Origin of the sequence: Pararhizobium sp. DWP1-1-3, from assembly GCF_049896125.1 — a bacterium.
Lineage (GTDB): Bacteria > Pseudomonadota > Alphaproteobacteria > Rhizobiales > Rhizobiaceae > Pararhizobium.
The window spans coordinates 1-25,981 of the sequence record NZ_JAFCTR010000030.1; the positions used below are offsets into that span (position 1 = coordinate 1).

Annotated in this window: 22 protein-coding genes and 4 pseudogenes; 18 read left to right on the top strand and 8 right to left on the bottom strand. The window is 58.8% G+C overall.

From position 1 onward, the window contains the following. From ACP7BS_RS29000 to ACP7BS_RS29010, 3 genes are all read right to left on the bottom strand, one after another. On the bottom strand, positions 1 to 212 hold a 212-nt coding region (locus ACP7BS_RS29000), incomplete at its 3' end, for a sugar nucleotide-binding protein (RefSeq protein WP_426240865.1). 359 nt (positions 213 to 571) lie between these two features. Further along, positions 572 to 1,633, bottom strand: coding sequence for a dTDP-glucose 4,6-dehydratase (gene rfbB / locus ACP7BS_RS29005; RefSeq protein ID WP_426240866.1), 1,062 nt, complete (start codon positions 1,631 to 1,633; stop codon positions 572 to 574). A gap of 351 nt (positions 1,634 to 1,984) precedes the next feature. Beyond that, on the bottom strand, positions 1,985 to 3,490 hold the full coding sequence (locus ACP7BS_RS29010; protein WP_426240867.1) for a glycosyltransferase domain-containing protein: 1,506 nt from the start codon (positions 3,488 to 3,490) through the stop codon (positions 1,985 to 1,987). An 889-nt stretch (positions 3,491 to 4,379) separates the two neighbouring features. On the opposite strand from ACP7BS_RS29010, the gene ACP7BS_RS29015 reads away from it, so the two are divergent. The 15 genes and pseudogenes from ACP7BS_RS29015 to ACP7BS_RS29085 all read left to right on the top strand — a co-directional run. Beyond that, positions 4,380 to 4,730: a hypothetical protein gene (locus ACP7BS_RS29015; protein WP_426240868.1), complete on the top strand. Its 351-nt coding sequence runs from the start codon at positions 4,380 to 4,382 to the stop codon at positions 4,728 to 4,730. Positions 4,731 to 5,042: 312 nt separating this feature from the next. Continuing rightward, positions 5,043 to 5,327 (top strand): acylphosphatase, encoded by a 285-nt coding sequence (locus ACP7BS_RS29020; RefSeq protein WP_426240883.1) that lies wholly within the window; start codon positions 5,043 to 5,045, stop codon positions 5,325 to 5,327. 160 nt (positions 5,328 to 5,487) lie between these two features. Further along, a complete protein-coding gene (locus ACP7BS_RS29025; protein ID WP_426240869.1) occupies positions 5,488 to 6,141 on the top strand; it encodes a Rieske 2Fe-2S domain-containing protein in 654 nt (217 codons plus the stop codon). Next, a complete protein-coding gene (locus ACP7BS_RS29030; RefSeq protein WP_426240870.1) occupies positions 6,138 to 6,983 on the top strand; it encodes an aromatic ring-hydroxylating dioxygenase subunit alpha in 846 nt (281 codons plus the stop codon). The genes ACP7BS_RS29025 and ACP7BS_RS29030 overlap by 4 nt, the downstream gene beginning before the upstream one ends. After that, a complete protein-coding gene (locus ACP7BS_RS29035; RefSeq protein WP_426240871.1) occupies positions 6,980 to 7,639 on the top strand; it encodes a glutathione S-transferase family protein in 660 nt (219 codons plus the stop codon). Before ACP7BS_RS29030 ends, ACP7BS_RS29035 begins: the two co-directional genes overlap by 4 nt. A gap of 1 nt (position 7,640) precedes the next feature. Beyond that, complete coding sequence (locus ACP7BS_RS29040; RefSeq protein ID WP_426240872.1) at positions 7,641 to 9,020, top strand: amidohydrolase; 1,380 nt, start codon at positions 7,641 to 7,643, stop codon at positions 9,018 to 9,020. A 24-nt stretch (positions 9,021 to 9,044) separates the two neighbouring features. Beyond that, positions 9,045 to 10,142 carry a BMP family ABC transporter substrate-binding protein gene (locus ACP7BS_RS29045; RefSeq protein ID WP_426240873.1) on the top strand — a complete coding sequence of 366 codons (1,098 nt, stop codon included), beginning with the start codon at positions 9,045 to 9,047 and terminating at the stop codon, positions 10,140 to 10,142. Between the two features lie 3 nt (positions 10,143 to 10,145). After that, positions 10,146 to 11,669, top strand: coding sequence for an ABC transporter ATP-binding protein (locus ACP7BS_RS29050; RefSeq protein WP_426240874.1), 1,524 nt, complete (start codon positions 10,146 to 10,148; stop codon positions 11,667 to 11,669). Then, a complete protein-coding gene (locus tag ACP7BS_RS29055; protein WP_426240875.1) occupies positions 11,666 to 12,778 on the top strand; it encodes an ABC transporter permease in 1,113 nt (370 codons plus the stop codon). Before ACP7BS_RS29050 ends, ACP7BS_RS29055 begins: the two co-directional genes overlap by 4 nt. Beyond that, on the top strand, positions 12,775 to 13,686 hold the full coding sequence (locus ACP7BS_RS29060; RefSeq protein ID WP_426240876.1) for an ABC transporter permease: 912 nt from the start codon (positions 12,775 to 12,777) through the stop codon (positions 13,684 to 13,686). The genes ACP7BS_RS29055 and ACP7BS_RS29060 overlap by 4 nt, the downstream gene beginning before the upstream one ends. 268 nt (positions 13,687 to 13,954) lie before the next feature. Continuing rightward, entirely contained in the window at positions 13,955 to 16,888 is a 2,934-nt protein-coding gene (locus ACP7BS_RS29065) for an autotransporter outer membrane beta-barrel domain-containing protein (RefSeq protein ID WP_426240877.1), read from the top strand. Positions 16,889 to 18,094: 1,206 nt separating this feature from the next. Beyond that, positions 18,095 to 18,733 carry an acyl-homoserine-lactone synthase TraI gene (gene traI, locus ACP7BS_RS29070; protein ID WP_426240878.1) on the top strand — a complete coding sequence of 213 codons (639 nt, stop codon included), beginning with the start codon at positions 18,095 to 18,097 and terminating at the stop codon, positions 18,731 to 18,733. Beyond that, positions 18,730 to 19,707, top strand: coding sequence for a P-type conjugative transfer ATPase TrbB (gene trbB / locus ACP7BS_RS29075; RefSeq protein ID WP_426240879.1), 978 nt, complete (start codon positions 18,730 to 18,732; stop codon positions 19,705 to 19,707). Before traI ends, trbB begins: the two co-directional genes overlap by 4 nt. Continuing rightward, positions 19,697 to 20,080 carry a TrbC/VirB2 family protein gene (locus ACP7BS_RS29080; protein ID WP_426240880.1) on the top strand — a complete coding sequence of 128 codons (384 nt, stop codon included), beginning with the start codon at positions 19,697 to 19,699 and terminating at the stop codon, positions 20,078 to 20,080. The genes trbB and ACP7BS_RS29080 overlap by 11 nt, the downstream gene beginning before the upstream one ends. After that, positions 20,073 to 20,291, top strand: a pseudogene (locus tag ACP7BS_RS29085) (conjugal transfer protein TrbD); the annotation flags it as partial. The gene ACP7BS_RS29080 and the pseudogene ACP7BS_RS29085, both read left to right, overlap by 8 nt. Here ACP7BS_RS29085 and ACP7BS_RS29090 read toward each other — a convergent pair. Then, positions 20,188 to 21,060: a Fic family protein gene (locus tag ACP7BS_RS29090; protein ID WP_426240881.1), complete on the bottom strand. Its 873-nt coding sequence runs from the start codon at positions 21,058 to 21,060 to the stop codon at positions 20,188 to 20,190. The pseudogene ACP7BS_RS29085 and the gene ACP7BS_RS29090 overlap by 104 nt on opposite strands. Positions 21,061 to 21,199: 139 nt before the next feature. Then, a complete protein-coding gene (locus ACP7BS_RS29095; RefSeq protein WP_426240882.1) occupies positions 21,200 to 21,511 on the bottom strand; it encodes a DUF736 domain-containing protein in 312 nt (103 codons plus the stop codon). 516 nt (positions 21,512 to 22,027) lie between these two features. Between ACP7BS_RS29095 and ACP7BS_RS29100 the strand changes: the two genes are divergently transcribed. Further along, complete coding sequence (locus tag ACP7BS_RS29100) at positions 22,028 to 22,204, top strand: hypothetical protein (protein ID WP_426233705.1); 177 nt, start codon at positions 22,028 to 22,030, stop codon at positions 22,202 to 22,204. Positions 22,205 to 22,218: 14 nt separating this feature from the next. On the opposite strand, the pseudogene ACP7BS_RS29105 reads toward ACP7BS_RS29100, so the two are convergent. From ACP7BS_RS29105 to ACP7BS_RS29115, 3 pseudogenes are all read right to left on the bottom strand, one after another. Next, positions 22,219 to 23,143, bottom strand: a pseudogene (locus tag ACP7BS_RS29105) (ArdC family protein). Positions 23,144 to 23,273: 130 nt separating this feature from the next. Further along, positions 23,274 to 23,426: pseudogene (locus tag ACP7BS_RS29110) on the bottom strand (DUF7007 domain-containing protein); the annotation flags it as partial. Positions 23,427 to 23,454: 28 nt separating this feature from the next. Further along, a pseudogene (locus ACP7BS_RS29115) lies at positions 23,455 to 24,372 on the bottom strand (ParB N-terminal domain-containing protein); the annotation flags it as partial. 339 nt (positions 24,373 to 24,711) lie between these two features. Here ACP7BS_RS29115 and ACP7BS_RS29120 point away from each other — a divergent pair. Together ACP7BS_RS29120 and ACP7BS_RS29125 are read left to right on the top strand one after the other, a co-directional pair. Beyond that, on the top strand, positions 24,712 to 25,062 hold the full coding sequence (locus ACP7BS_RS29120; RefSeq protein ID WP_037060397.1) for an MbcA/ParS/Xre antitoxin family protein: 351 nt from the start codon (positions 24,712 to 24,714) through the stop codon (positions 25,060 to 25,062). Beyond that, positions 25,059 to 25,568 (top strand): RES family NAD+ phosphorylase, encoded by a 510-nt coding sequence (locus ACP7BS_RS29125; protein ID WP_426233703.1) that lies wholly within the window; start codon positions 25,059 to 25,061, stop codon positions 25,566 to 25,568. The genes ACP7BS_RS29120 and ACP7BS_RS29125 overlap by 4 nt, the downstream gene beginning before the upstream one ends. Positions 25,569 to 25,981 lie beyond the last annotated feature (413 nt).

Consider the following 25,981-nt stretch of genomic DNA (forward strand, 5'->3'; position numbering starts at 1 on the left):
CAATCGCTCTCGGCCTTGTCGACCGCAGTATAGGCTGCAGGATTGATGACGGCATCAAACCCGCCGTCAACAATGAAAGCCTCGACCGCAGCCGGATCGGTAAGATCCAGCATGTGCCGCGAGGGGGTCATAATTTTAACGCCGGCGGGCCAGGGGAACAAAGAAAGCGCCCTTCCGACCTGTCCAGTCCCGCCCGTCACCAGAATCCGCATGCTGCGAGCTCCCTCTGTCATATTTCGTGCAGCTGGAGCGGCTCGCCATCATAGGCGAACGGACTACGGCTGCCTCCCGTTGGAAACGTCAACGGCTTCGAATACCGCTTCACCCGGTTGTACGATTCCCCCAACGCGCCGTCGCCGGGCCAATCTTTCTACGGTGGGGCGATGCCCTGCGCAACGACCCGTTCTACAATCCCAATCTGTCGCTGACCGCTGCAGATTGGACGCTCAGTGCTGCCCCGTCCAATCTCTCTGCGAGGCTGCCAAGCCTGCCGTCATTGTTCTCGAACAAGGCAGCGAGCTGACGCATATCAGGGGCGGCGAACACCATTGCCGTAGTTGGAGAGCCCGGTCTATCCCGATTTGCCGGATTTCAGCAGCCCCAGGCGGCTGCCGTCGTAGCCCTTGCGCAGGGGCGCCCACCACCATTCGTTTTCGAGATACCACTTCACGGTCTTCTCGATGCCCGTGTCGAAATTTTCCTGGGCTTTCCAGCCGAGTTCGGTTTCGAGCTTCGTCGCATCGATGGCATAGCGCGCATCGTGTCCCGGGCGGTCCTGTACGTAGGTAATCAGGCTCTCATGCGGACGGCCTGAAGGATGCAGTTCGTTCATCAGCGCGCAAATGCGCTCGACCACGTCGATATTGCGGCGCTCGTTGCGTCCGCCGACATTGTAAGTCTCGCCGATCCGGCCGCGCTCGGCGATGATATCCAGCGCGCGCGCATGGTCTTCGACGAACAGCCAGTCGCGGATATTGGCGCCAGTGCCGTAAACCGGCAGCGGTTTGCCTTCGAGCGCGCTGATGATGACCAGCGGAATGAGTTTTTCGGGAAAGTGGAACGGCCCGTAATTGTTGGAGCAGTTCGAGACCACGATCGGAATGCCATAGGTGCGTGTCCACGCCTTGGCCAGATGATCAGACGCAGCCTTGGAGGCGGAATAGGGCGAGCTCGGGTCGTAAGGCGTGGTTTCTTCGAAAAGTCCGTCATCTCCGAGCGAACCGTAAACCTCGTCCGTCGAGACGTGCAGAAAGCGAAAGGCCTCCTTCCCGGCCGCCGCAAGCGACTGCCAATAGGCACGGGCGCATTCCAGCATGGTGAATGTACCCAGCACGTTGGTCTCGACGAAATCACGGGCACCGGTAATCGAGCGGTCCACGTGACTTTCCGCGGCGAGATGCATGATGCGGTCCGGCTTAAAGCTGGCAAGCGCCTGCGAAATTGCCTGCCCATCGCAAATGTCGGCCTTTAGGAACCGGTAAAGCGGATTTCCTTCCACGGCCTTCAGCGAGGTCAGCGTTCCTGCATAGGTCAGCTTGTCGACGTTGAGGACCTCATATCCCTGTTCGAGAATAAGGTAACGCACCACAGCAGACCCGATGAAGCCGGCACCACCAGTCACCAATACGCGCATCGGTAATCCTCCACTTGCGTCCGTCAATAAGGGACACTGATTCGATATATGGACAGTAATATTCGTCAGGTCCCCATCCGGCAACATTGCTGTAGCCCGCAGGTTGAGCTTCCTGCAACTGTGAGGAGGGAATGTTTTGGCCACAGCCGGTCAGTTCGAACGTCGTCAGCTTTGACACAGGTACGGGTGCATCCTATTGCAAGGACCATGCGAGCGTACGGCCGATATCAGCCGTGCGGCAATGAGCGAAACTGAGAAGATGCGCTCTCGAATCGGTCGACCAATTGCAACCTGTACGCAGGGATGACATATGAAACAGATCAACAGATACCAATTCACGTCTAACTCGATTCATTTTTTGACTATTACGGCCAAAGCATCTGCACAGTTGGCCCCTAGTGCATAATCCATAGAGTCGAACATTTGAATATCAGCAACACTATCTTTAATATAAAGCATCACCTCAGGAGCGATAAACGGTGTTTCTGGTAAATCGCCCCTTTGCAGTGCACGTAATAAGTCGCGAGTCTTTGGCGCTGCCATATCTTCCCACTGAGGAGGCTGATAGTGAAGATCTTCAATAAAATATATCCCTCCACTCGCAAGCTTAGGGAACAGGCATCCAAGGGTGACCTGTTGATGCTGCGACGCGTGGCTTCCGTCATCAACAATGACTTTGACAGCGTACTTACAGTTGGCAAATGCAGCAAGGATTTGACCAGGGTTCGATTGATCCGCCTGAGAAAAAGTGATGCGGTCGCGCTTTACTGCTGAAAAATCTGCAATATCTATTCCGTGGATTTGTGCGTGCGAAAAATACTCGTGCCACATGAACAGGGATGGTGCGTTGTCATAGGTCTCGGATTGGTGCACAGGCTGCATATCGTGTCGCAGCAAACCAATCTCGACAAAAGTGAATTGTTCTTCCTTAAGTGTCGTTAAGTAATGCTCATATATCCTTGTGTAAAAATGGCGATTGTAATATAGTCGGCCCTTGTCGGATCGGTATTTGTTGGCCAAGCACTCCAATTCAAGCGGCGGATGATAACGATAGGTCCGGTTTTCAGTATATCCAAAATCGAACATGTGACGTCTCGCGGCCATCCCAGCCTCTCGCACATCACGATTCAGCCAAAGATAGACATTGTCGTCAAACCCATATGGAATGCGCCTGTCCGCCGCAGGCCAATCAAAAAGCGGGTTATCGTAGAGTACTTCATCTAACGAATGAACATGTAAATTTGCCTTAGTAAGGCAGAATGGGAACGAAATCTGATCACGGGCTGAGTAACGCAGGACATGCTCAAACCAAAGTTCTCCAAAGCTTATAATTTTTGGATCCATGTGACGCCGTAAAAGAAGCGTTCCTGCGTAGAGCCCAGAATGTATCGGATGTCCCGCCGCGCGGTAAGCATCTAGTTGTTCGCGTACCCGCACTTCGTCATCAATAGATCCCCTGATAACGTCTTCACCTTCATCATATAAGCAGTCACGCCATGGATGCCGTAGGCAGGCGAAAGATACTTTTGTATCAGACAGATAGCGACGGAATATATCGGATGCGGAGACTTTAAGCCGGACCGTATTGTCGATGTATAACGATTCAGTAAAGTCGCGCAGATAAATGTGTGGGCGCAACTTTGGGCCGCGGCTCTCGCGCGCTGTACCTAGTCCCTTCTGCGAGATGAGAACAACCTTCCAGCTTTCGGAACGAAGATCGGGATCATCGGTAAAACATATATAGGAGATGTCCTGGTCTTCGGCAGACGGCTTGATTTCATTCAAAATCTCGTATTTTCCAAACAGGCAGGTATAAACCACGCGCTTTGGGGTTTGCATCTTGTTTAACGCGGCCATGAAAATCGCTCCCTTTTCCGCCAAAAATCATGCAAGCGGGCGATGGTCAAGACTATGCTACTCGATTCTCCTAGCCCTAATTGAAGCCGTCAACCTGACCTTGTGATGGCGTCGATGCTAGCCCTTTCTCGCTCAGAAGGGCGAACCTTCTAATCTCGTCAAGCCAGCAGCGGTTTAAGTATCGTATGAGCAAAGCGTGTCGCATGGGTACCAGTCCTATCCCCGACCAAGATCTATGCGCGCGACAAGAAACCTAGGATCAGGACTAGAAGTTCCCATGGAAAACCTTCCAGCTTTACTGCAGCTCGCACGGCTCGTCGGTTGTGGCGAGGCAGGCCTACGGATCTGCTCTACGGCTTCACAAGCCGAATTTCAGATAGGCAGTCATGCACTGCGATACACGGCATTTCGAGGAAATCCGACAGACGGTGGCTGGGGTCAAATGGCCGCGACCTTCCTTGGTCTCCTTCAGTCTGGGCGGAACGTCGAGCACGCTCCACGTCTTGAGCGAGGCCTGACCTGCGATTTTCGCAGACTTAGCGAAACTCAAAATTGTGCGTTGCGTTAAGCCGAATCCGCGAACCCCTCGGCGCCGGTAGCTTGCGTTGCCGCAGACCGGTACTGACAAGCGGGCCATGGTCGCCCCCGGCCGCTGGCATTGGCCAAAAAGGCCGGCATTATTCGGAGAGCAATCGAGCCTTTCCCGCGGTGCATGGTCTTCAACACTTGCGGTCGCTCTCGCGTGGACCGCGAGCCACCTGTCACGGACGGCCTGATTGACGCCAAGGATCCTGACTTACCCGGCCGTTGCGTCTGCACTGGAACAATTAGCCCTCAGAAATGTTATCAGTCCGATTAACCAAGCGTCGACGACGCCGGAGGAGATAAAATGAAAAATATGTTTTATATAGCTGGCCTTGCGCTAGCGCTGGGTGTGGCAGGCGTAAGCGCTCCATTTTCGGCGGCGAACGCTCAAGACCTTGAGCTTAATATCGGCCCAGATGGGATAAATCCCGTGATCCGAGACCGCAACAGAGATCGCGATCGCGACGGTCAGCGTGTCGATCGCCGCAGGGATCGCTGCGGTGAGCGGGAAGCCCGTGCTGCGGCTCGCGATTCCGGCCTTCGGGATCCTGAGGTCGTGCGCGTCACCGAGCGCCGTGTCGTGGTTCAGGGTATGACCCGTCGAGGCCCCGATCGTATTACCTTCGCTAACACAAGGGGCTGCCCCGAGATCTGATTAAGCACCAACTTTAGTCAAAAGCCGTGCCTGCATTCAGGCGCGGCTTTGTTGTGTGAATGGTTTGGCCTTCTGTTAAAGCGATTGCAACCGGAAACAGCGTCCGGACCCACCCCCATTTTTTGCGGCCTGGGCGGCGATTTTGTGCCCGGGCAAATATCGGAAAAGAGAAGCGGCTGTTCTCAGGAATCAGATCCTACTTCAAAAATCGCCGGACAATCGAGCCCTGCCAATCCGCAATCGGATTTCCCCTATTCCCAGCTTCGCTCAATCGGTATGCTGGGAAACGGCGAGCGGAATTTGGGGCGTTTTATGAAAGAGCGGCACTACGATCCCTTAGAGGGGGGCGTCAGGGAACAGGTCGTCATTATTGGCGATCTACAGGCGTCTTCATTCATTCCCTGGATCCGGCGCCATGCTGCCAAGCTAGGAATTTCGCAGTCCATCACACATGTCAGTGCGGAGCGCATTGAGCTTGAGGTCGAGGGGGCGCAAGAGCTGCTTGATATGATGGAAATGGGCTGCTCTCTCGGCCCGATCGACGTTTGGGTCGAAGCAATCGAGCGTCGGGAGATCGCTGCGCGACCGGCTAACTGACACGCGAGTTTGACTCCACATACAACCTTTGCACTTTATTTGTTCATTGTTGCCAATGCGGAAATTTTATGCAAACGTGACGGTCGCCGGGAAATGAACGGGAGTTAAACTGCGCGAACATAACCTGACTACCTATTGATTTCGTTCAGAGAGTTTAGCCATGCATTCCGACACGACGCGCTCGTGGACGCCAGTCGCCCTTTCCGCAGATTTGCCGGTTGGAACCGTAATGCCGGTGCATACAGCCGCCGGATCCATTGCCCTCTGGCGGAGCGCCTCCGGGCACACGGCCGCCACCGATGATCGGTGCCCCCATCGCGGCATGCGCCTGTCCCATGGTTTTGTGCGCGGCGAAGCTCTTTCCTGCATCTACCACGGCTGGAGCTATGCGCAGGCGGGAAACTGTCTTCGCATCCCGGCGCATCCGGGATTGGTACCGCCGGAGACAATCCGGGCGGCAACGCACCCTGTTGAAGAATCCGATGGAATAATTTGGGTTGCCACCGGCAAACCTGAGGCTGGGCCTCCTCGGTTTGAAGGCCTCATTCCCCTGCGTTCGCTTACAGTGGCTGCGAGCTTCGCCACAATAGAAGCCGCAGCGGCAGCGGAGGTTAGCCCGGAGGGGCTCGTGGAGATTACCCTGGGGGCTGCTCTAATCGTTCTACTGCTGTCTGCGCAGGATGAGGGTAAGACACTGATCCATGTGCTTCTCAAGGCAGTTTCTGATCCGGCAGCAGGCATTGCCGCTTCACGCACTGTCGAAAGCCTGCGCCGTAAGGCTGAGAATCTTCAAAAGGAGAGGATCGCCCCATGACCGTGCAGGCAATGACCGACGAATGGTTTCCGGTCGGGCTCTTCAGCCAGCTTGATGAGGCAGGGCGCCAGACTGCCTTGATGGGCGAGCCAATCACGGTTGGACGCGACGCGGAAGGAAACGCCAGGGTAATTGCCGGAAACGGCCGCACCCTTCCGGTGCGCGTTCGCTACGGGCATGTCTGGTCGTCACTCGGCGAACCGAAGAAGGAACTTTTTCCAATTCCCGAGGCTGATCAGCCGGGCCGCCGCTTTGTCGATGTCGGCGTGGTCCGCGTGCGCTGCTCTCCCTTGCGCGCTGTTGAGAACTTCCTCGATATCGCGCATTTTCCGTTCGTGCACACCGATATCCTCGGCGCGGAGCCCCATACGGAAGTCCAAAATTACAAAGTCGAGATCCGGGAGGATGTTGACGAGGTCTGGGCAACACAGGTGAAATTCTACCAGCCCCAAGCGGCCAAGTCGGCAAGCGGCGGCATCACCACGGAATATATGTACCGCGTGCCCGCACCGACCTGCTCGGTCCTCTACAAGACATGCCCGCCGCGCCCCAGCGAATGGGATGTCATCACGCTTTTCGTTCAGCCGCTTGCTGAAGACTTATGCGACGTCTGGCCATGGATGGCGCTGTTTGATGACACAACGTCTCTGACCGATCTGATCCACTTCCAGCAGACGATCTTCCTGCAGGACCGGTCGATCCTGGAAAACCAGATCCCCCGTCTCCTGCCGCTTGATCCTGGCATGGAAATCCCGACGCGCGCCGATTTGACCTCGGTCGCCTACCGCCGCTGGCTCAAACGCCACAATTATACCTATGGCGCACAGCTGGTGGCACAATGAAGCTTTACGATTATATCCTTTCGCCCAGCTGCTACAAGGTACGCTTGATGGCGGCGCTGGCCGGCGTGAAGCTCGATATCCGCCCGGTCGATTTCCATCCCGGTGCAGAACACAAGGGCACCGAACTCCTCTCGCTCAATCCGGCAGGCTCAATTCCGATCCTCGAGGATGGCGATCTGCTGCTGACGGAATCCGCGGCCATTCTGGTCTATGTCGCGGCCAAGGCGGCACCCGAATGGTTAGGCAGCGCAAGTCCCGGCGAAGCCGCGCGGGTGCAGCAATGGCTATCGTTCTCGGGCCGGCTGACGGCAAGTCTGGGCGGCGCGCGGCTAACCGAAATGCTGCTGCGGCCGGGCGATATTGGTGCGCTGCAGACGCAAGGGGTTCTCGCTCTTCGCGAGTTGGAAGCGGCCCTTGTTGAGCAAAGGCTCCGCGGCATGCGCTTCCTTGCTGCTAACCGGCCGACGATTGCCGACATTGCCTGCTTTCCCTATGTCGCACTGGCCCCCGACGGCGGCGTGTCACTTGATCCTTATCCCGCGATCCGCCTTTGGTCGCGCGCACTGCGTGGCCTCGATCGTTTCATCGAGATGCCCGGCATTCACCGGCTGCATGAACTGAGGCCCGAACCTTATATCGAACAGGGCGAGGCGTGAGATGACCGGCTACCTTCTCAAGAATTGCGCGGCCGTGATCGTCGACGAAGGCAAGGGGCCGGCAGTCCATCGCAATGTCGATCTCTTAACCAACGGCCCGGCCGTCCAGGCGATCGGCGAAAATCTCAGGCCAGAGACATTGCCCGCCGGCACGGCGGTCCAAGACGCCACCGGCTGGTTCGTCTATCCGGGGCTTGTGAACACGCACCACCATTTCTTCCAGTGCTTCGTGCGAAACCGCGCCGATCTCGACTGGACGAAGTTGTCAGTCATCGAATGGCTGGACCGCATCTATCCGATCTTTTCCCAGCTCAATGAGGAATGCTTCTACCACTCCTCCGTCACGGCGATGGCAGAACTGATCAAGCATGGCTGCACCACGGCCTTCGATCACCAGTATAATTTCCCCAGGCATGCCGGAAAACGGCTGATTGATCGCCAGTTCGAGGCGGCCGAGCTGCTCGGTATGCGCTTCCATGCCGGCCGGGGCGGCAATACTCTGCCAAAATCGGAAGGCTCCACCATTCCAGACGAAATGCTGGAGACGACGGATGAATTCATTGACGACTGCGCCCGTCTAATCGACACCTATCATGACACCGGTCTCTTCAGCATGCGCCAGGTTGCGGTAGCACCCTGCCAGCCGGTCAACTGCTACCGAGAGACTTTCGTCGAATCGGTGGCGCTGGCACGAGACCGTGGCGTGATGATGCACACCCATGTTGGCGAGGGCGAGAGCCCGGTCATTCAGGGCCGTCACGGCATGCGCACCGTCGACTATCTCGAAGAGCTTGGTTTTGCAGGCCCCGATGCCTTCTATGCCCATTGCTGGGAACTGACCCATGACGAGCTGAGGACGATGGCAGCCAGCGGCACCGGTGTTTCGCATTGCCCCGAGCCAGTCTATCTCGTCGGGGCCGAAGTCACCGATATTCCCGCCATGTCGGCCCTTGGTCTGCGTGTTGGTCTGGGCTGCGACGGCACCGCTTCCAACGATAATTCAAACCTGATGCACTGTCTGCACTCGGCCTACATGCTGCAATGCCTCGTCTCGTCGACCCGCGCCCATCCCGTGCCACCACCAGCCGATTTCCTGAGCTATGCAACGACCGGCGGTGCAAGCCTGCTCGGCCGGCGCGATATCGGCCGGCTTGCACCCGGCATGGCCGCCGACCTGTTTGCCATCGACACACGCCGCATGGACTATATCGGCACGCGGCATGATCCGCTGAGCCTGATCCCCCGCGTGGGCATCGGCATGGCAACCGACATGACGATGATCAATGGGCGAATTGTCTGGCAGAAGGGCGAATTCCCCGGGCTTGATGAAGCAAAACTGTTTGCCGACGGGGAAGCAGCACTCGCAACCGTGCAGTTTTAAAAACCAAAAAAGGGAACTATGACCATGAACAATCTGACTCGCAGAAACCTGATCAAGGCTGCAGCCGCAACCGGCCTTGCCGGTGCGCTCGGCAGCCGCATCGCCTTTGCCGCCGATGAGCCGCTCGGCATCACGCTCGTCGTCCCTTCGCCGATCGGCGACGTCGGTTGGGGTCATGCGCTTGCCGCCGGACTTGACCCTATCAAGGCTGCGTATGGCGACAAGGTAAAGGTTACAATTCTGGAAAACATCGCCGAAGGACCAGATGCCGACCGCATCATGACCAAGACGGTTGCTGACGGCAACAAGTTCCTGATTGCCGGCTCGTTCGGTTATCAGAACGGCGCGTTGCAGATCGCCCGCCGCGATCCGAGCGTCTCCGTGCTGCACGCTTCCGGTTTCCAGGTTGCTCCGAACTTCTCGCCCTTCGCCGCCAAGTATTTCCAGGGCTCCTACCTGCTCGGAATGGCTGCGGCCGCGCTCAGCAAGACTGGCAAGCTCGGTTCCGTCTCCGCCTTTGCAATCCCGGAACTGATCACCACCATCAACGCCTTCACGCTCGGCGCGCAGGCGGTCAAGCCGGATATCGAGGTATCGGTCGTGTGGGTGAATTCGTGGTTCGATCCGGCCAAGGAGCAGGAAGCTGCCAAGGCGCTAATCGCACAGAAATGCGACGTGATCTTTTCCAACGCCCAGGATACGCCGTCTGTCATCGCCGCCTGCGAAGAGGCCGGCGTCTATTCTTTCAATCTCAATTCGTCGATGAAGAAGTATGCCCCGAAAACCTATCTGGGCTGCATTTCGACCGACTGGTCGCCCTTTTTCAAGGCTTCGGTCGATGCGCATCTCGCCGGCACCTTCAAGGGCGCCAACACCTTCCTCGGCGTCACTGAAAAGGTTGTCGAAGTCATCGACTGGAGCCCAGACGTTCCGGCCGGCGTGATGACCAAGATCAAGGAGATCGAGGCGAAAATCGCCGACGGCAGCTTCTCGCCATTCACTGGGCCCATTACCAAGGCCGACGGAAGCGAAGGCTTGGCCGCCGGAGCGACCATGCCCGATACCGAAATCGTTGCACTGGACTGGCACGTCAAGGGCGTCACCACGCCACTGCCGAAATAGGCCATGACCATCCCGCTCCTATCGCTCCGCGGCATTTCCAAGAGCTATGGCCAGATCCATGCCAACCAGGCAATCGACCTGAATGTGGCTTCGCAGTCGATCCATGCGATCCTCGGAGAAAACGGGGCGGGAAAATCGACGCTAATGAAACTGATCTACGGCGTCGAGCAGCCTGACGACGGCGCTGTCATCTGGCAAGGACAGCCTGTGCACCTTGCCTCTCCTGCGGATGCGAGGCGCAGGGGCATCGGCATGGTGTTTCAGCACTTCTCGCTGTTTGAGACCCTGACCGTAGTGGAGAACATCCGGCTGGTTGTTCCCGGGCGCAAAACCGATCTCAAGGACCGCATCAAGTCACTTGGGCGGGAGTTCGGTCTCGACGTTGATCCGCTCGCCCATGTGCATGCGCTATCCGTCGGCGAGCGGCAGCGGGTGGAGATCATCCGCTGCCTGATGACCAATCCGAAACTGCTGATCCTGGATGAGCCCACCTCGGTGCTGCCGCCGCAACTGGTGGAAAAGCTCTTCGATACCCTGCGCCGATTGCGCGATGGCGGCGTTTCCATCCTGTTCATCTCCCACAAGCTGGAGGAAATCCGGGCGCTTTGTGACCGGGCGACGATCTTGCGTGGCGGACGGGTGACCGGCGATATCGATCCGCGCGAGCACGATGCCCATGACCTGGCCCGCATGATGATTGGCCGCGACATGCCGGCACCGATGCCGGCGTTGCCGCTGGCCGGCGGGCAAAAGCAGCTCGAGATCATCGGTCTCGACCACACGCCCTCCGACCCTTTCGGTGTGCCGCTCTCGGGCATCAGCCTGGAGGTGCGAGCCGGCGAAATTCTGGGAATCGCTGGGATTTCCGGCAACGGCCAAAGCGAGCTTGCCGCGCTGATATCAGGCGAAACGCTGCTTGGGCGCGAACAGCGCGACCGGATCTACATGATGGGAAAGGACGTCGGCAGGCTCGATGCAGCAGCCCGCAGGAAACTCGGATTTGCCTTCGTTCCGGAGGACCGGCTTGGGCGCGGTGCCGTGCCGGAAATGTCGCTTGTGCTCAACAGCCTGCTGACAGCACATCCGCTCAAACTCCTGCGGCGCGGTCTTGTCGACCGGGCACGCGCGGCCGCGTTTACGGAAGATTGTATCCGTCAATACGATGTCCGCACGCCCGGCCCGGACGCGGAAGCAGGCAGCCTGTCCGGGGGCAATCTGCAAAAGTTCATCGTCGGGCGGGAGATAATGCTGTCGCCGAAGCTGCTATTTGTGGCGCAGCCGACCTGGGGCGTCGATATAGGCGCTGCGTCGGCGGTGCGAAGCCGGCTTGTGGCATTGCGCAATGAGGGCATGGCGATCCTCGTCATATCCGAAGAGCTCGAAGAGCTTTTCGAACTCTGCGATTCCATCCAGGTGCTGCATCACGGAGCGCTGAGCCTGCGGCTTGTTACTCGCGAGACCAAACCTGAGGATATTGGCCGGTACATGATAGGGGCGCAGCATTCTCCAGAGAAGGCGCACGCATGAGTGTTTTGTCCATGGCTTTCTTTCCCAGCTTCGTGCGCCGCGAGCGCGCCTCGCTGGCGGCGACCCTCCTTGCGCCTGTCGTCGCTCTGTTGGCCGCCATCATCCTCAATCTCGGCCTTTACATGGTAATGGGCCGTGACCCGGTTGCGGTAGTCCATGCCATGCTGCTTGAGCCCTTCCTCTCCTGGGCATCATTTTCAGAAGTACTTTTGAAGGCAGGACCGCTCCTTCTCATAGCCCAGGGTCTGGCGATCGGCTTTCGGGCCAAGGTCTTCAACATCGGAGCCGAGGGCCAATTCATCCTTGGTGCGATCTTCGCCTCCGCCATTCCCGTCTGGTTTCCGCAGGCGACCGGCCAGTGGATCTGGCCTGCCATGCTGCTTCTCGGCGCCATCGGCGGCGCGCTATGGGCGTGGATCACGGCCTTCTGGCGCGTCCGGCTGAATGCCAACGAAATCCTGGTCTCGCTTATGCTGAGCCTCGTTGCAGCGCAGCTGCTCAACTATTTGCTGCTCGGCCCCTGGAAGGATCCGAACGGTTTCAATTTCCCGCAGTCGGTGATGTTCCAGTATGACGCATTGGTGCCGACGCTGATTTCCGGCACGCGCGTCAACGTATCGCTTCTCATTGCACTCGCGCTGTCGGTTGCGGCGTTTGTTTTCATGCAGAAGAGCTTTGCCGGATACAAGCTGCAGGTCGGCGGGCTTGCACCGCGCGCTGCCGGCTATGCCGGCTTCAACGAGAATTGGGCAATCTGGCTTTCACTTTTGATCGGCGGCTTTGCTGCCGGACTTGCTGGCGCAGCCGAGGTCGCCGGACCGATCGGGCAGCTGCAACGCTCGATCTCTACCGGCTATGGCTATGCTGCGATCATCGTGGCCTATCTTGGCGGATTGCATCCGCTCGGCATCGTCGTATCCGCCCTCGTCATGTCCGTCATCTATATCGGCGGTGACAATGCCATGGTCTCGGCCAACCTGCCGATCGCGGCCGTGCGCGTTTTCCAAGGTAGCCTTCTGCTGTCCTACCTCGTCGCCGTGGCCTTCGTGCGCTACCGGCTGGAGTGGCCGCAGGTCGCCAAAAAGACCGCCCAGCGGAGCCCAGCATGAACGCCATCGAATTCATCATTTCCGGCATGCTTGCGGCGGCGACGCCGTTTCTGCTCGCGGCTCTCGGTGAACTCGTCGTCGAGCGCGCCGGTGTTCTCAACCTTGGTGTCGAAGGGCTTATGGCCTTTGGTGCCGTGCTTGCCTTCATTGTCGTCTATCACGGAGGCGGACATTTTCTTGGCTTTGTCGTTGCAGGTCTCGCAAGTGCTGGGCTTTCGCTTTTGTTTGCCATTGTCGCTCTGGGATTTCGGGCAAACCAGGTGGCGACTGGCCTGGCGATCGGAATTCTTGGCCAGGGCCTTTCAGCGCTTTTCGGAAAGACCTATGAAAGCCTGACGGTCAAGGCGCTGCCGAAGCTTGCCTTTCCCTGGTTATCTGAGATCCCGGTCGTCGGCGGACTTTTCAACCAGGATATCATTGTGTGGATTTCGCTTGTGGCAACGATCGGTCTATGGGCGATGTTCACCTACTCCACACTCGGCCTGGTCGTCCGCGCCGTCGGCGAAAACCCCAAGGCTGCCCACGCAATTGGCTATTCGGTCATCACCGTTCGGGTCACCGCCATTCTATTCGGCGGCGCGATGGCGGGTTTTGCCGGCGCCTATGCCGCAACGATCTACACACCGCTCTGGGCGGACGGGATGATTGCCGGCCGCGGCTGGATAGCCATTGCTCTTGTGGTTTTCGGCACCTGGCTTACCGGCCGCATCTTCCTTGGTGCCTGCCTTTTTGGCGCCGTCTCGCTGATGGGTCTCGCAGCTCAGGCAACAGGAATGGACGTATCCTCGCAGTTGCTGTCGAGTCTGCCCTACATCGTGACGATCATCGTGCTTGGCATTATCTCGGCAGACCGGCGCCTCTTGAAGCTGAACGGTGTCGCCTCGCTCGGCGAACCATTCGAGCGCTGACCGGACCTGAACCAAAATCCGAACGAACACGCTTTGGCGCCGGATACCGTGTGCCGGCAGTGGTCGCGTGCATCTCCCCAAACTGCCCTGCGCGACATCCTGCAACCAAATGGCGAGCGGGTTGCAAAGATTAAATATTCATTAACCACGCTTGGGTAAGGATGGTCATCTGTTCCGCCGATGGATTCGGCACCTGCTTTGCATCGGCCGATCAATGAAAAACCAACTGCTTCCGGCATTTTCGCGGCGTCTGGGATTTTTCACAGCAATGGTATCCGTTGCGCTGACTATACCTTCGTTTGCTCAATCCGTGTGGTCGGGCACCGCGGATAACGAGTTCAGCAACGGTTCGAACTGGAATCCTGTGCTGCCGGGGAGTGGCGATACAGCCGACGTCAACGATGGTTCGCCGCAGGTCACCAATGACATCTCGATCGGTGCGCTGGGAGTGAACGGCGGCAATCTCACGATTACGAACACGGGCGCACTCACCGTCAAGAGCGGCAGCACGATCACATCGGGCAGTGTCGGCATTAATGCTGGAGGCGCGTTGAACTCGGACGTGAGCCTCAGCGGAGGCAGCCTGTTCGTCGATGGCGACCTCAATGGCCGGCTGACCTTGGATAACGGAAACGTCTCTGTCAACGGCACGCTTGGTAGTGCAGCAGTCGGTACGGGCACGTCGCTCTCCAACAATGGAACGGTGGGCGATGTCGCCGTCTCGTCGGAGGGAACATTCGTCAACAACTCCACGGCCACTGCCGGCAAGCTCACCAATGGCGGCACGGCATCGAATGGTGGAAATCTCGAAGCCCTGACGAATACTGCAGGAAATTTCACCAACAACACGGGCGGCACAATCTCCGGCAAGACCATGGTTTCCGGTGGCACGGTCACCAACAATTTTGTCATCACCGACGCGGACGTCTCCGCCGTGGCCGCTTTCGTGAACAACAATGGTGCAACCGCGGGGGCCATCCGGAATTCCGGCACCGTATCGAATTCGGGCACCATCGGCTCGCTCCAGAATGACGCTGGATCATTCACCAACAACTTTTCCGGGGCGGTAAAGGGTGCAACGTCCGTTACCGGCGGCAGCGTCACGAACAATGCGGCCCTTAGCACCGTCAATGTTGGCGCGGACGGCACATTCACCAACACGACAGGCGCAAGCGCAGACGCCGTCACGAATGCCGGCAATTCGTCAAACGCCGGCTCGCTTGCCTCACTGACCAATACAGCGGGAACCTTTACCAACAATGCCGGCGGCACGATCGCAGGTAAAACGGCCATATCCGGTGGAACCGTTGCGAATAACTTCGTCATTTCGGACGCCGACGTCGCGGCCGTAGCCGCCTTCGTCAACAACAGCGGCGCCACGGCCGGAGCGATCCGGAACTCTGGCACGATATCGAATGCGGGCACCGTCGCATCCCTGGAGAATGATGCCGGGACCTTCACGAACAATGGCGGCGGCACCGTTACCGGCACCACGACGGTAAGGGGTGGTAGCGTTGTCAACAACGCGGCGGCCGGTGACGTCACTATCGGGACGCAGGGCAGCTTTACAAACAATAGCGGTTCAACGGCGGGTGCGGTCGCGAATGCCGGTACTGTGCGAAATGACGGCACGATCGCATCGCTTGTGAATAGTGAGGGAACCTTCTCCAACACCGGAACGATCAACGGGACAGCCTTAGTAACGGGCGGCGCCTTCGTCAATGAAGGAACGGTCACCGGAACGATCGATGTCTTTGACGGCGGGCTGTTGTCTGGAAGCGGGGTTGCCGGCGGACTGTCAGTCAATGCGGGCGGAACACTTGCTCCTGGACCGGGCATCCAGACGCTTGCGGTCAACGGCGACCTGACCTTTAGTGCCGGATCGACCTATGAGGCCGATATTGACGCTAGCGGTCTTTCCGATCGGGTGAATGCCTCCGGCGCACTTGTCATTGCAGGTGGCACATTGGATATCAAGGCTGCAAGTGGCAGCTACGGCCTGACCACCGACTACACGCTCCTGACCGCCGGCAGCGTCACCGGCGCCTTTGACAACGTTACCAGTGACTTTGCCTTTCTTTCTCCGACGCTGACCTACGGCACCACGACGGTCGATCTCGGGCTTGATCGCAATGACGTGGATTTCGCAGCGGTCGCGGCAACCGCAAACGATCGCACGACAGCAAGTGCCGTTGAGGCGCTGGGGACGGGAAACCCGCTCTTTCTGGCAGTGCTGCCACTGGATGCGCAGACCGCTGGCGGCGCCTTCGCGCAGTTGAACGGAGAGGTTCACGCCTCCCTCAAAAGCGAGCTTTTGTGGGAGAGCCGCTTCCAGCGTGACGCAATCATCGATCGGATGACCCTGTCTGCGGCGCGGCACTCCGGGCAGGACGACGATGTGGCATTTTGGAGTTCCGGCTTCGTCGCCGCCAACGATGTCGCCGGCGACGGCAATGCAACGGACGCTGGTGGCCGTGCTGCCGGTGCGCTTATAGGAGCCGATGCGGCGATTTCCGACGAATGGCGCCTCGGTGGGCTGCTCGGTTATAGCCATCTTTCGATGCAGCCGCAGGCGCGCGCAGTGTCCTATCATGCCGGCCTCTATACGGCGGGCGACATCGGTCCATTGGACTTCATCGGCGGCGCCGTTTACTCCCGCAACGAGGCGACTGTCCGTCGCAGCGTGTCTTTCGGCACATTCACCGATCGGCTCGCGGCCGAATATGACAGCACCACGACCCAGGTTTTCGGGGATATTTCCTGGACACTGATGATGGATGACATCAGTGTCCAGCCTTTCGCCAATCTTGCCTACATCCATCTCAATACCGATGGCTTCAGGGAAGAGGGCGGCGCGGCAGCATTGTCTGCGGCCGGCGGCTCTGATGCGATAACGGTATCGACAGCCGGTGTCCGCCTGTCGGTAGATCTGCCGGCCGTCGATTTCCCGCTCGCCCTGACTGCCATGCTGGGCTGGCAGCACACCGCCGGCGACGTGAAACCGTCTTCCCGTTTTGCATTTGCCGGTGGGACACCATTCATGCTCGAGGGCGTTGCGACGCCGCGCGATGCCTTGGTCGTCAAGGCGGGAATATCTGCCGCGCTCTCCAAGTCCGCTCGCCTGACACTGACTTACTCAGGCGAATTTGCCGATGGTTTGCGCTCGAACGCGGCACAGGCAAACCTGCTTGTCGACTTTTAGTCGGCGGCCGCTGTTGAAATGAAGCTGCCGCCAAATGGCAATGCTCGACCGCCTTACCCCCAAAAGTCGACGCACACCACTCGCAGCATTCTTCCCAGACCAGCTCATCTAATCCGATTGCGTTGGGACCAGTGCGGCAAAGGCAACTGACCAATGCGAGAACGGCAAGTGTGAAGCGGTTGTGCAGTATGAGACGCCAACGTCAATCGAATTGCGTAACTGCATAGCTCTTTCTATCAGCTCGATTTCATTGGGAAAAACGCTAGGTTAAGGCATCGTCGGGCGCCGCCGATCCTTCCGACGATATGAGGTCTGGCCGACACCCCAGCCGGTCAGACCTCCCATCTGCACTGTAGGACGATAAGGTGGAGCCTCCGCTGTCTCCAGCGAAGGCTCCAAATTTTTTGGTGCTCAAATACTCCGGGCACGGGCCCGACAATTCCACAATGCCACAGCTTCAAATGCCTTGCTGATTTACCCTTTGTTAACGTTACTTGGAATGGTTAGCAGGAGGTGGGACCGGAGGGATCGCGCTCTTCTTAAGCCAGGTACAAGTTCATTTAAGTATTTCGGGTTTTGAATTCCTTATGTGCTGCCGACCATGGAGCATTATTGCCGCTCATAAAGTTTGAAAACTCCTGAGTTTCCAGAAGATTGACGATTTCCTCCCGCAGCGTGACCATTCCTCGAAAAACACCTCCTACTGTCGGAGGTTGGGAATGCGCGGGATTCTTCCCACTAGAAGATACATGTCTTACATACCGGACCAGTTGCCATCTGCACCTTCTTCAATAGCTGCCGAAATCAGCTTGCGGACGCCGCAACAGCAAATCGTCAAACTCTCCATTGATTTCCTCAAGGCAGTACGGTCTGCCATGACCTGATGGGTTAGAGCATCGTACGATTAGCCGGCGCTAAAGAAGTTCCAGCATTCTGCTGTGAGGGTGTCTGGTATTAGCGGATGTTTCGTCAATAAAGACAATACGATGCGGCTCCAACCGCAAGCGTGGCTGACGTTATGCGATCCAAGTGTCACGATCTTGGCGCACCGTCGCTCGTGCGCGTTCCGACGCCACAAGGGATTTCTATATGTGAACCCTTCCGCCAACAGTGCGACTCACCGCTGCGTTCTTGTAGGATTATACAACTGCACCTTGATTCCGATCTGTGCTCATTTCCCGCCGACCAACAGCGACGGAGAAATTCATGCAGATTCTGGCATTCTCAACACCGCAAGATGTCGATGAGGCCCGTGTCCTTCAGAGCCATCACGAACTCCGAGCGCGCGTCTTTTCCGATCGCCTGGGCTGGGATGTCAATGTTATCGATGGGTGCGAGGCGGATGGGTTCGACGGGCTTGGGCCAACGTACGTGTTTGCTATTGCAAGTAGTGGCCAGCTAGCGGGCTGCGCTCGCCTTCTTCCTGCGTCCGGTCCGACGATGCTGGTGAACGTTTTCCCCTCGCTCCTTCCCTCCGGGTACCTCGATGCCCACGCCGCCATGATCGAGAGTTCGCGTTTTTGTGTGGACACCACGCTCGGCGAGGGAAAGGGAGTGGGCTCGGTACACGAGGTAACGCTGACCATGTTCGCAGGGATCATCGAATGGTCAATTGCAAACGGTTTTAGAGAAATCATCACCGTCACCGATCTCAGGTTCGAACGAATACTTGCGCGTGTGGGCTGGCCGCTCGCGCGTCTCGGCGAGCCAAAGAAGATCGGCGTCACCATGGCGGTGGCAGGTACTTTGCCGGCCAGTTCGGAGATCTTCCACAAGCTCCGGCCAGCAGACTATCAATCGAAGTTCACCACCAACTCGGCAAGGCCGCGTAAGGAGCACCCGTGACTCAGCTTCGCTCTCATCCTCGGCTCGTCCGCAAACTTCAAGAGGCGCTCGGCGACCAATTGTGCATCGCGCTGGAAGATGCCAGCGTTGTCGAGATCATGCTGAACCCTGATGGAAAGCTTTTCATCGAACGGCTCGGCCATGGCGTTGCCCCGGCCGGCGAGATGTCGGCCGCCGCTGCGGAAATGGTGATCGGCACGGTCGCCCATGCCCTTCAGGCGGAAGTCGATACGGACCAGCCGATCATCTCAGGGGAATTGCCGATGGGTGGACATCGTTTCGAAGGCTTGCTGCCTCCTATCGTCGCAAAACCAGCTTTCACGATCCGGCGCCGGGCGTCACGACTTATTCCACTCGATGACTATGTCCGCATTGGTGTTATGACCGACAACCAGGCCGCAACAATACGTAGCGCGATTGCGTCGCGTTTGAACATCATCATCTCCGGCGGCACTGGCTCCGGCAAAACGACACTTGCAAACGCAGTCATCGCCGAAATCGTGAAGGCGGCGCCGGATGATCGGCTCGTCATCCTGGAGGATACGGCAGAAATCCAGTGCGCGGCCAACAATGCCGTCCTTTTGCACACCAGCGACGTGGTGGATATGGCGCGTCTCCTGAAGAGCACCATGCGCCTGCGCCCCGATCGCATTATCGTGGGCGAAGTCCGCGATGGAGCTGCACTCACACTTCTGAAAGCTTGGAACACCGGTCACCCTGGAGGCGTGGCAACGATCCACTCCAACACGGCCATGTCGGCGCTTCGAAGACTGGAACAGCTCACGGCTGAAGCCAGCCATCAGCCGATGCGCGAAGTGATCGGCGAGGCGGTTGATCTCATCATCTCGATTGAAAGAACGCCCAGGGGCCGGCGCGTCCGCGACGTCATTCACGTCGAGCGGTTCGTCAACGGCCAATACGAAACCCAGTCCGATAAACTCACCGAAGAACAGGAGGCGCGCAATGTCGCCTAAGAAACCCGCCGTCGCACTTGCCCTTTTGGTCGTGCCGTTCGTCCTCATAGCCGCCGCCCCGGCACTCGCCAGCTCAGGCGGCAGTCTTCCATGGGAGGGTCCGCTCGAGCAGATCCAGGAATCGATCACCGGGCCAGTCGCCGGTTACATCGCGCTGGCGGCCGTTGCGATCGCCGGCGGGATGCTGATCTTCGGCGGAGAACTGAACGATTTCGCCCGGCGCCTGGTCTATGTCGTGCTCGTTGCCGGCATCCTGCTTGGCGCCACGACGATCGTCGGCCTGTTCGGCGCAACTGGCGCCTCCATCGGTTTGATCGATAATCCCGTTGCGACCATTAGCCCAAGCCGGGGAGGGGAGGGCGCACATGTCTGAATTCATGTCGGGCCTTCGTCGCAACCGCATCCACCGCGCGCTCTCCCGTCCGAACCTTCTCATGGGAGCCGACAGGGAACTGGTGCTGATCACCGGGCTTGCGGCCGTCATCCTGATCTTCGTGGTGTTGACGGTCTACTCAGCCATTTTCGGCATTGCTGTCTGGATCGTGATCGTCGGCGCGCTGCGCATGATGGCGAAATCCGACCCTGCCGATCCATGCGGATCGTACCTTGCGTGCGGCGAAGGGCGAGATAATAGGCCTCCTCGTTCTGCTCGACGATGCTTTCGAGCGAACTGTAGGGCACGTAGGCATAGCCGGCCCGAAGAAGCAGCAATGTGGTCAGCGCCCGCGACAGACGACCGTTGCCATCCTGGAAGGGATGAATTTCCAGAAAGACCACGACGAAGACAGCGACGATCAGCAGAGGGTGGAACGTCCCATCTTTCTCCTGCGCCTGCTGCCACGCCACCAGTTCCGCCATTCGGCCGGGTGTATCGAACGGCGTGGCTGTTGCGAAGACGACGCCAAGGCTCAGACCTTTCTCGTCGAACGCCTCGACGTTGTTGGCAAGGGTCTTCCAGTCGCCGCGGTGTCGCTCATCCTTGGTCGAGTGCGCGAGCAGATCCCGATGAAGCTGGCGTATGTGATTTTCGTTAACGGGGATGGCGTCGAAGGCCGAGAAGATTGTCTCCATCACCTCGGCATAGCCTACGACTTCCTGCTCGTCGCGGCTGGAGAAAGAGCCGATCCGCAGGTTTACGAGCAGCCTTTCGACTTCGCGGTCACTCAGCTTCGCGCCTTCGATGCGTGTCGACGATCCGATGCTTTCGATGGTGGCGACCCGGCGCAGGCTCGACAGGCGATCGGGCGCAATGCGGCCGAGGGCGCGCCATGCGCCTTTGAACTCGTCGATCTCTGCAATCAGCGAAAGGATCTCGGGTGTTATCCGCAATGTCCATAGATCGAGAGCCGGCATCCATTGCCCCATCCGTTTCCATCCGAAACGGTATGACAAGACGGGATCCATTTATCCATCCATTTTCATCCGATAGTGGGATGGAGATGAGCCGAAGACATGAGAGAAGGCCCCGCCCGATGGGCGGAGCCTCGACATTCTAGTCCCGGTTCTGGCGGGACCAGATCAGCTGGTAGCCGTCCTCGCCTTCGACTTCGGTCAGGGTTGCGTAGATCGGAGCCGGGAAGCTCGGGTCGTCCAGTTTGACCGAGAGGTAGTCGCGGTCAGTTTGCTCGGAGCGCTTCTGCCAGGCGGCACCCAGCTCGACGGCGCCGGCGTAGATGCGGAACTGCGGGCCCTTGTCGGAGGGGTTTTCGACGCGGGCGATGCGGGCCTTGACGTTGAGGGCGAGGGTGCGGATCGAGCCTGAGAAGCCGGTTTCGGTAGAGGTGAAGGTGCCGATGGTCGCCATGGTGATGTTCCTTGTCTTGTGTCTCGGGCCGCGCCATTGCGGCCTCGATGGCAGTCGCAAAGACCGGGGACGATCGGACCGCACCCGCCGGCCCCCGACGCGCCAGCGCGATGGGGTGGCATAGGGCCGCAATGCAATGGAGGGCGGCAGGCCGAAGATTTGTTAGTCGGAGAGGAGGAGGGCGGCTGGGGTCCCCGCTCGACCTGTCGAGTGGGGTGCCGTCCGGGGTAAGAAATCTGCAGCTGCCGTTGCGAGAAAACGATCGAGGCGCAGCCGCTCTCCGGTCAGACATGCCCCATCGAGCCCGCAGATGGGGCGCCGGAAACAGGCGGTTGGACATGGCTATGGCGGTCACGACGCTCGACCCTTTAGGAATGGCGTTCACTGGCATGATCGCCTGAAGGAGTCCGTTGGTCGCGGTTCATCCCCAGTTGAAACGCTTCCCTGGCAGGGGCACAGTTGTGGCCACGCAAACGCGCGCTATCGTTCGTCAGCGAATCGTCGCCCGGAGGATCCATGCTTCAGCAGACAAAGCAGTTCATCGTTGAGCAAAAGCCGTCCCGTAAACTCAAGTCCGATGCCAACAAGCCCTCGATTTGGGGAAAGCTGGATCTCATGCTGAACGGCGATCCACAAGTCGAACGGGACCCGGTCGAGGCAACGGCCGCCGGCGGGGACGACGACCGTCGCTGATCGTCCGGTTGGCCTCAAGCCGCCCTGGTACCCGTTTCTGCTACGCCTTGCAGATCATGAAGAAAACTCACAGCGCGCTGCGCATGTGCCGCGGCCTGGAAGATCGCGCGCTTGTCGTCTGACAGGACGCGGAGCCAGGACTGCAGATAGGAGGCGTGATCGGGTCGCGGCTCCAGTTCCGGGACGATGCCGAGATCGGCGCAGAGGAGCAGCTGTTGAGTTCGGCGATCAGCTCTTCGCGCGCACGTTCGCTTCGGTCCTTGGCGTAGCGGCTGAGATCGCGGCCAACCCGGTCCGGGTGCGCCGTCCAATGTGTGGCTTCATGGCTGAGCGTCGCCACGTAGCCGGTTGCATCGCGAAACGTCTCGAACGGCGGCATCTGGATATGGTCCGAGACAGGGGAATAATAAGCCTGGCTGCCACCGTGCCGGATCAGGGCGCCGGTGTTGCGGAAGAAGCGATCGGTATTCTCCATCCGCTCCACCGGGTCGAGAACCGATACCGGCTGCTCATAGTAGCGATCGGGTAGTCCATCGATCTGTTCGATGTCGAACACCGAATATGCCTTGAGGAAGGGGATCTCCCGGTCGATCTCGTTTCCGTGGCCATCGCTTTCGGATTTGGTGAAGCGGCTGGCGAAGACGACCGTCGAGCCGGTCTCGCCCTTGCGAACCGCGGCGCCGAGTTCGAGCGCCTGCTTGAATGTCATCCACATAATGAGGAGAGTCCTCGCGCTATCCCTTCCGACCAGAGAAGCAACACGTTCATGCCCGAATAGGGCAGGCCATTGTGCCTCAATGGTCGTGTGATGCGCCCCTGCGCGTTTGCCACGCTCCACGGCTTCATCCAGGGACGAACCCCCTGTTCGAGATCGGCAACGATCCGGTCGGTAATCCGGGTATAGATGTCGCTGCGGTCGCCTGTCGATTTCCTGTTCATCTTCACTTTTCCTTCTTTCCAGACCGCGCCGATCGCGGTCCGTCGCGGAGGTCACCATGCAGTCGCCAACCTGATTCTGCTTGAAAGCTGTTTTGTCCTTCGTCCAGGACTCGCCCGGCTCGAGCTGGCGACCATGGATCTGCTCCCATTCAACCGGCCAGGTATTGCGGACCGTCTCATCACAGCAGTGCCGCTCGTAGGTCGTAAAGACATCTGGAAATGTCAGAGCGACGATGGCCCACTCCGCATCCTCCTCATACCAGCAGGAGGCATTTCGAAGTATTAGAGGGACTTTGACGTTGCACGCGGCTCAAGCGATAATGGACGGTCTGGACCTTGCCCTCCCGATCGATGTACATGCCGGTGTGATCGCCCTTGCCCGGCTTGCCATGGACTTGGCTTGCCTTCTTCGGCAGTTCCGGCTGGCCCCAGTTGTTGACCTCGATGATGGCGCCCTTCTTCGGCAGGTTGCTCGTCATCCACTCCTGCTGTGCGCCGAGAAAGGCTTCGACATCCGTCGTGTAGCGGTTGTCCTGGTCGGCCGGCCCAAACAGGTCGTCCGCCCATTCGATGCCGTAGGCATCAGCAAGATCGTCGCCGAAGCTCGCATCCTTTGCATACATCCGCTTCCTGTTCAGCGCGTTGGCGACCGACCACCATTGCGCGGTATCACCCTTCTTCGGCTTCTGGGCTTTCCAGACCTCCTTCTGCTCATCCAGCGAGGCGGCAGCGATGGTGCGGAGCTGTTGCTCGTTCGGCATGTCACCCCTGGCCATCTGGTCGAGCATGGCGGCCAAGACATTGGCCAGAAGCCGGAGCTTGCGGATCTGGCGGACGGGAAGGGCAAGCGCCACGGCGATGGCTTCCTCGGTCCAGCCGAGCGCGACCAGGCGTTCGATGCCGCGCCACTGGTCGACCGCATTAAGCGGCTCGCGGGCGATGTTCTCGATCATCGAGCGCATTGCGCCGTTGTCGTTGGCGGCTTCCACGACAAGGACGTCGATTTCCTCCAGACCCGCAGCAATGGCCTGCTTTACGCGGCGATGACCCATCTGAATGATGCAACCGTTTCCGCCATCGAACTCGGGCGAGATGACGGGCGGCTGAAGGATGCCGACGGCTTTCACGGTTGCCAGGAGCAACGCATCCGATTGCGGCGATGATTTCGAGCGGCGGGCGTCGTCTGGATTTTCATTCAGCGAACGCGGATCGACCTTTATGAGTTGCATGGGAGTTTCCTTTCCGGGGGATACGGACGCGGCCCACTGCCTGTCCTTCCTGCCTTCATTCTTTTCTGAAGACACCTCCCGGACCGCGGGGCGGTCGGACCGGCGCAGCTGCGACCGAGCAGCCCTGCCGCGAAGCACGAGCGAGGCTAACAGCCTTGCGAAGGACGAGTGGCCGGGATTCGCAGACGGAGGTTGAGCGAGAGCGGCGACGGGAGGACCGATCTGCGACCGAGTGCTTTTCCTTTTTCCATCTCCATTTTCATCTCTTATCCCTTTTTGACGCTTGTAATGACGCACTTCAGCGTCTATATTCGGGGCAAAGATACGAGAGGTGATCTAATGGGACTGGTTCAGTATTCTGATGAAGGTTTCTTCGCGCCCCGCAAGATCGCGGCGGCTTTCCGAACCACCAGTGAGGAAGTCGCCAACACGGCGGGCCTGGGAAAGGATGCCGTCCAACGCAAGGATCGTGTTCGCTCGGATCGGACCCAGCGACGGTTGCGCGAAATGATCGAGATCATCAACAAGACGGAACCTCGGTTCGGCTCCGGCCTGATGGCTTATGCCTGGTTCCGATCGGAGCCGCTGCCCGGCTTTTCCGGGCAGACGGCAATGCAGCTCGTCCGTAGCGGTCGGGCCAATGAAGTGCTCGACTATATCGACGCCGTCGATGCCGGTGTACACGCTTGATCCAACCTTTCCGCTACGAGGGGAAGCTCTATCGCGCGCTCAATCCGATCTATGCGAGCGAGCCCCTGTCCGGCCGGGGCGCGGAACTCTACGGCGGACGGTTCAATCCAAGAGGAGTGGCAGCCCTCTATTCGTCCCTGTCGATCATGACAGCGTTGAGAGAGGCCAACCAAGTCGGCAATCTTCAGCCGACGACGCTCGTCTCTTGTGATGCCGAGGTCGACCGCGTCTTCGATTCTCGAGACGAAGCAGCGCTGGCAACCGAGCATATGGATGTGGAAGGTTTGGCCGACTCCACATGGCGCAACCAGATGAAAGCGAGCGGCGAATCCAGGACGCAAGCTTTCGCGCGCCGCTTAATCGCATCCGGCTACAATGGCCTGCTTGTCAGGAGTTTCGCCCCCGGAGCGACTGGGAGCGACCTCAATCTGGTGCTGTGGAAATGGGGCACCGCCGGTCCTTCCCGTCTCATCCTGATTGACGACGAAAATCGCCTGTCGCGGTAGGCTCAGATGCGACTGTCGCGTTCTGCGAGTCCCTTGAGTCGTTGGCGAGCCCCATATTGACGTCGCGAAGCTGCCGACGCTTCTCAGTGAGCTCTTCAAGGAACGCGAAGGCTCAGTTGCGCCGCAGTCGGCGGCAGGTGTGTACCGAACGCCAGCATGGAGTCTCGGTAGAAGCCAAGACGGCGATACCTCCGAGAAAAGTGGCTGCCGCCGAAACCTGTGCGACGGTAGCCGAGGAGCCCCGGGAAGAGGCTGGGAGTTCGATATCTCGTCTTCAATATTCGTATGTTTTTTTGGAGAAGCTAACCCAAGTGCATCATGCCCATTTTGCAGGGTAGGGGATCACGCCTCATCCTGCAAATGCGCCATGAACACCTCGGCTGGTGTCTTGTAGCCAAGGCATTTACGGGGTT

Excerpts from the sequence above, each read along its gene's own strand:
- ACP7BS_RS29050 (WP_426240874.1), top strand. The coding sequence starts at position 10,146 with ATGACCATCCCGCTCCTATCGCTCCGCGGCATTTCCAAGAGCTATGGC.
- ACP7BS_RS29015 (WP_426240868.1), top strand. The coding sequence starts at position 4,380 with ATGAAAAATATGTTTTATATAGCTGGCCTTGCGCTAGCGCTGGGTGTG.
- ACP7BS_RS29095 (WP_426240882.1), bottom strand. The coding sequence starts at position 21,511 with ATGGCGACCATCGGCACCTTCACCTCTACCGAAACCGGCTTCTCAGGC.
- ACP7BS_RS29080 (WP_426240880.1), top strand. The coding sequence starts at position 19,697 with ATGTCGCCTAAGAAACCCGCCGTCGCACTTGCCCTTTTGGTCGTGCCG.
- ACP7BS_RS29040 (WP_426240872.1), top strand. The coding sequence starts at position 7,641 with ATGACCGGCTACCTTCTCAAGAATTGCGCGGCCGTGATCGTCGACGAA.
- ACP7BS_RS29120 (WP_037060397.1), top strand. The coding sequence starts at position 24,712 with ATGGGACTGGTTCAGTATTCTGATGAAGGTTTCTTCGCGCCCCGCAAG.
- traI (WP_426240878.1), top strand. The coding sequence starts at position 18,095 with ATGCAGATTCTGGCATTCTCAACACCGCAAGATGTCGATGAGGCCCGT.
- ACP7BS_RS29060 (WP_426240876.1), top strand. The coding sequence starts at position 12,775 with ATGAACGCCATCGAATTCATCATTTCCGGCATGCTTGCGGCGGCGACG.
- ACP7BS_RS29030 (WP_426240870.1), top strand. The coding sequence starts at position 6,138 with ATGACCGTGCAGGCAATGACCGACGAATGGTTTCCGGTCGGGCTCTTC.
- ACP7BS_RS29090 (WP_426240881.1), bottom strand. The coding sequence starts at position 21,060 with ATGCCGGCTCTCGATCTATGGACATTGCGGATAACACCCGAGATCCTT.
- ACP7BS_RS29055 (WP_426240875.1), top strand. The coding sequence starts at position 11,666 with ATGAGTGTTTTGTCCATGGCTTTCTTTCCCAGCTTCGTGCGCCGCGAG.
- ACP7BS_RS29035 (WP_426240871.1), top strand. The coding sequence starts at position 6,980 with ATGAAGCTTTACGATTATATCCTTTCGCCCAGCTGCTACAAGGTACGC.
- rfbB (WP_426240866.1), bottom strand. The coding sequence starts at position 1,633 with ATGCGCGTATTGGTGACTGGTGGTGCCGGCTTCATCGGGTCTGCTGTG.
- ACP7BS_RS29045 (WP_426240873.1), top strand. The coding sequence starts at position 9,045 with ATGAACAATCTGACTCGCAGAAACCTGATCAAGGCTGCAGCCGCAACC.
- ACP7BS_RS29025 (WP_426240869.1), top strand. The coding sequence starts at position 5,488 with ATGCATTCCGACACGACGCGCTCGTGGACGCCAGTCGCCCTTTCCGCA.
- ACP7BS_RS29020 (WP_426240883.1), top strand. The coding sequence starts at position 5,043 with ATGAAAGAGCGGCACTACGATCCCTTAGAGGGGGGCGTCAGGGAACAG.
- ACP7BS_RS29100 (WP_426233705.1), top strand. The coding sequence starts at position 22,028 with ATGCTTCAGCAGACAAAGCAGTTCATCGTTGAGCAAAAGCCGTCCCGT.
- ACP7BS_RS29010 (WP_426240867.1), bottom strand. The coding sequence starts at position 3,490 with ATGGCCGCGTTAAACAAGATGCAAACCCCAAAGCGCGTGGTTTATACC.
- ACP7BS_RS29065 (WP_426240877.1), top strand. The coding sequence starts at position 13,955 with ATGGTATCCGTTGCGCTGACTATACCTTCGTTTGCTCAATCCGTGTGG.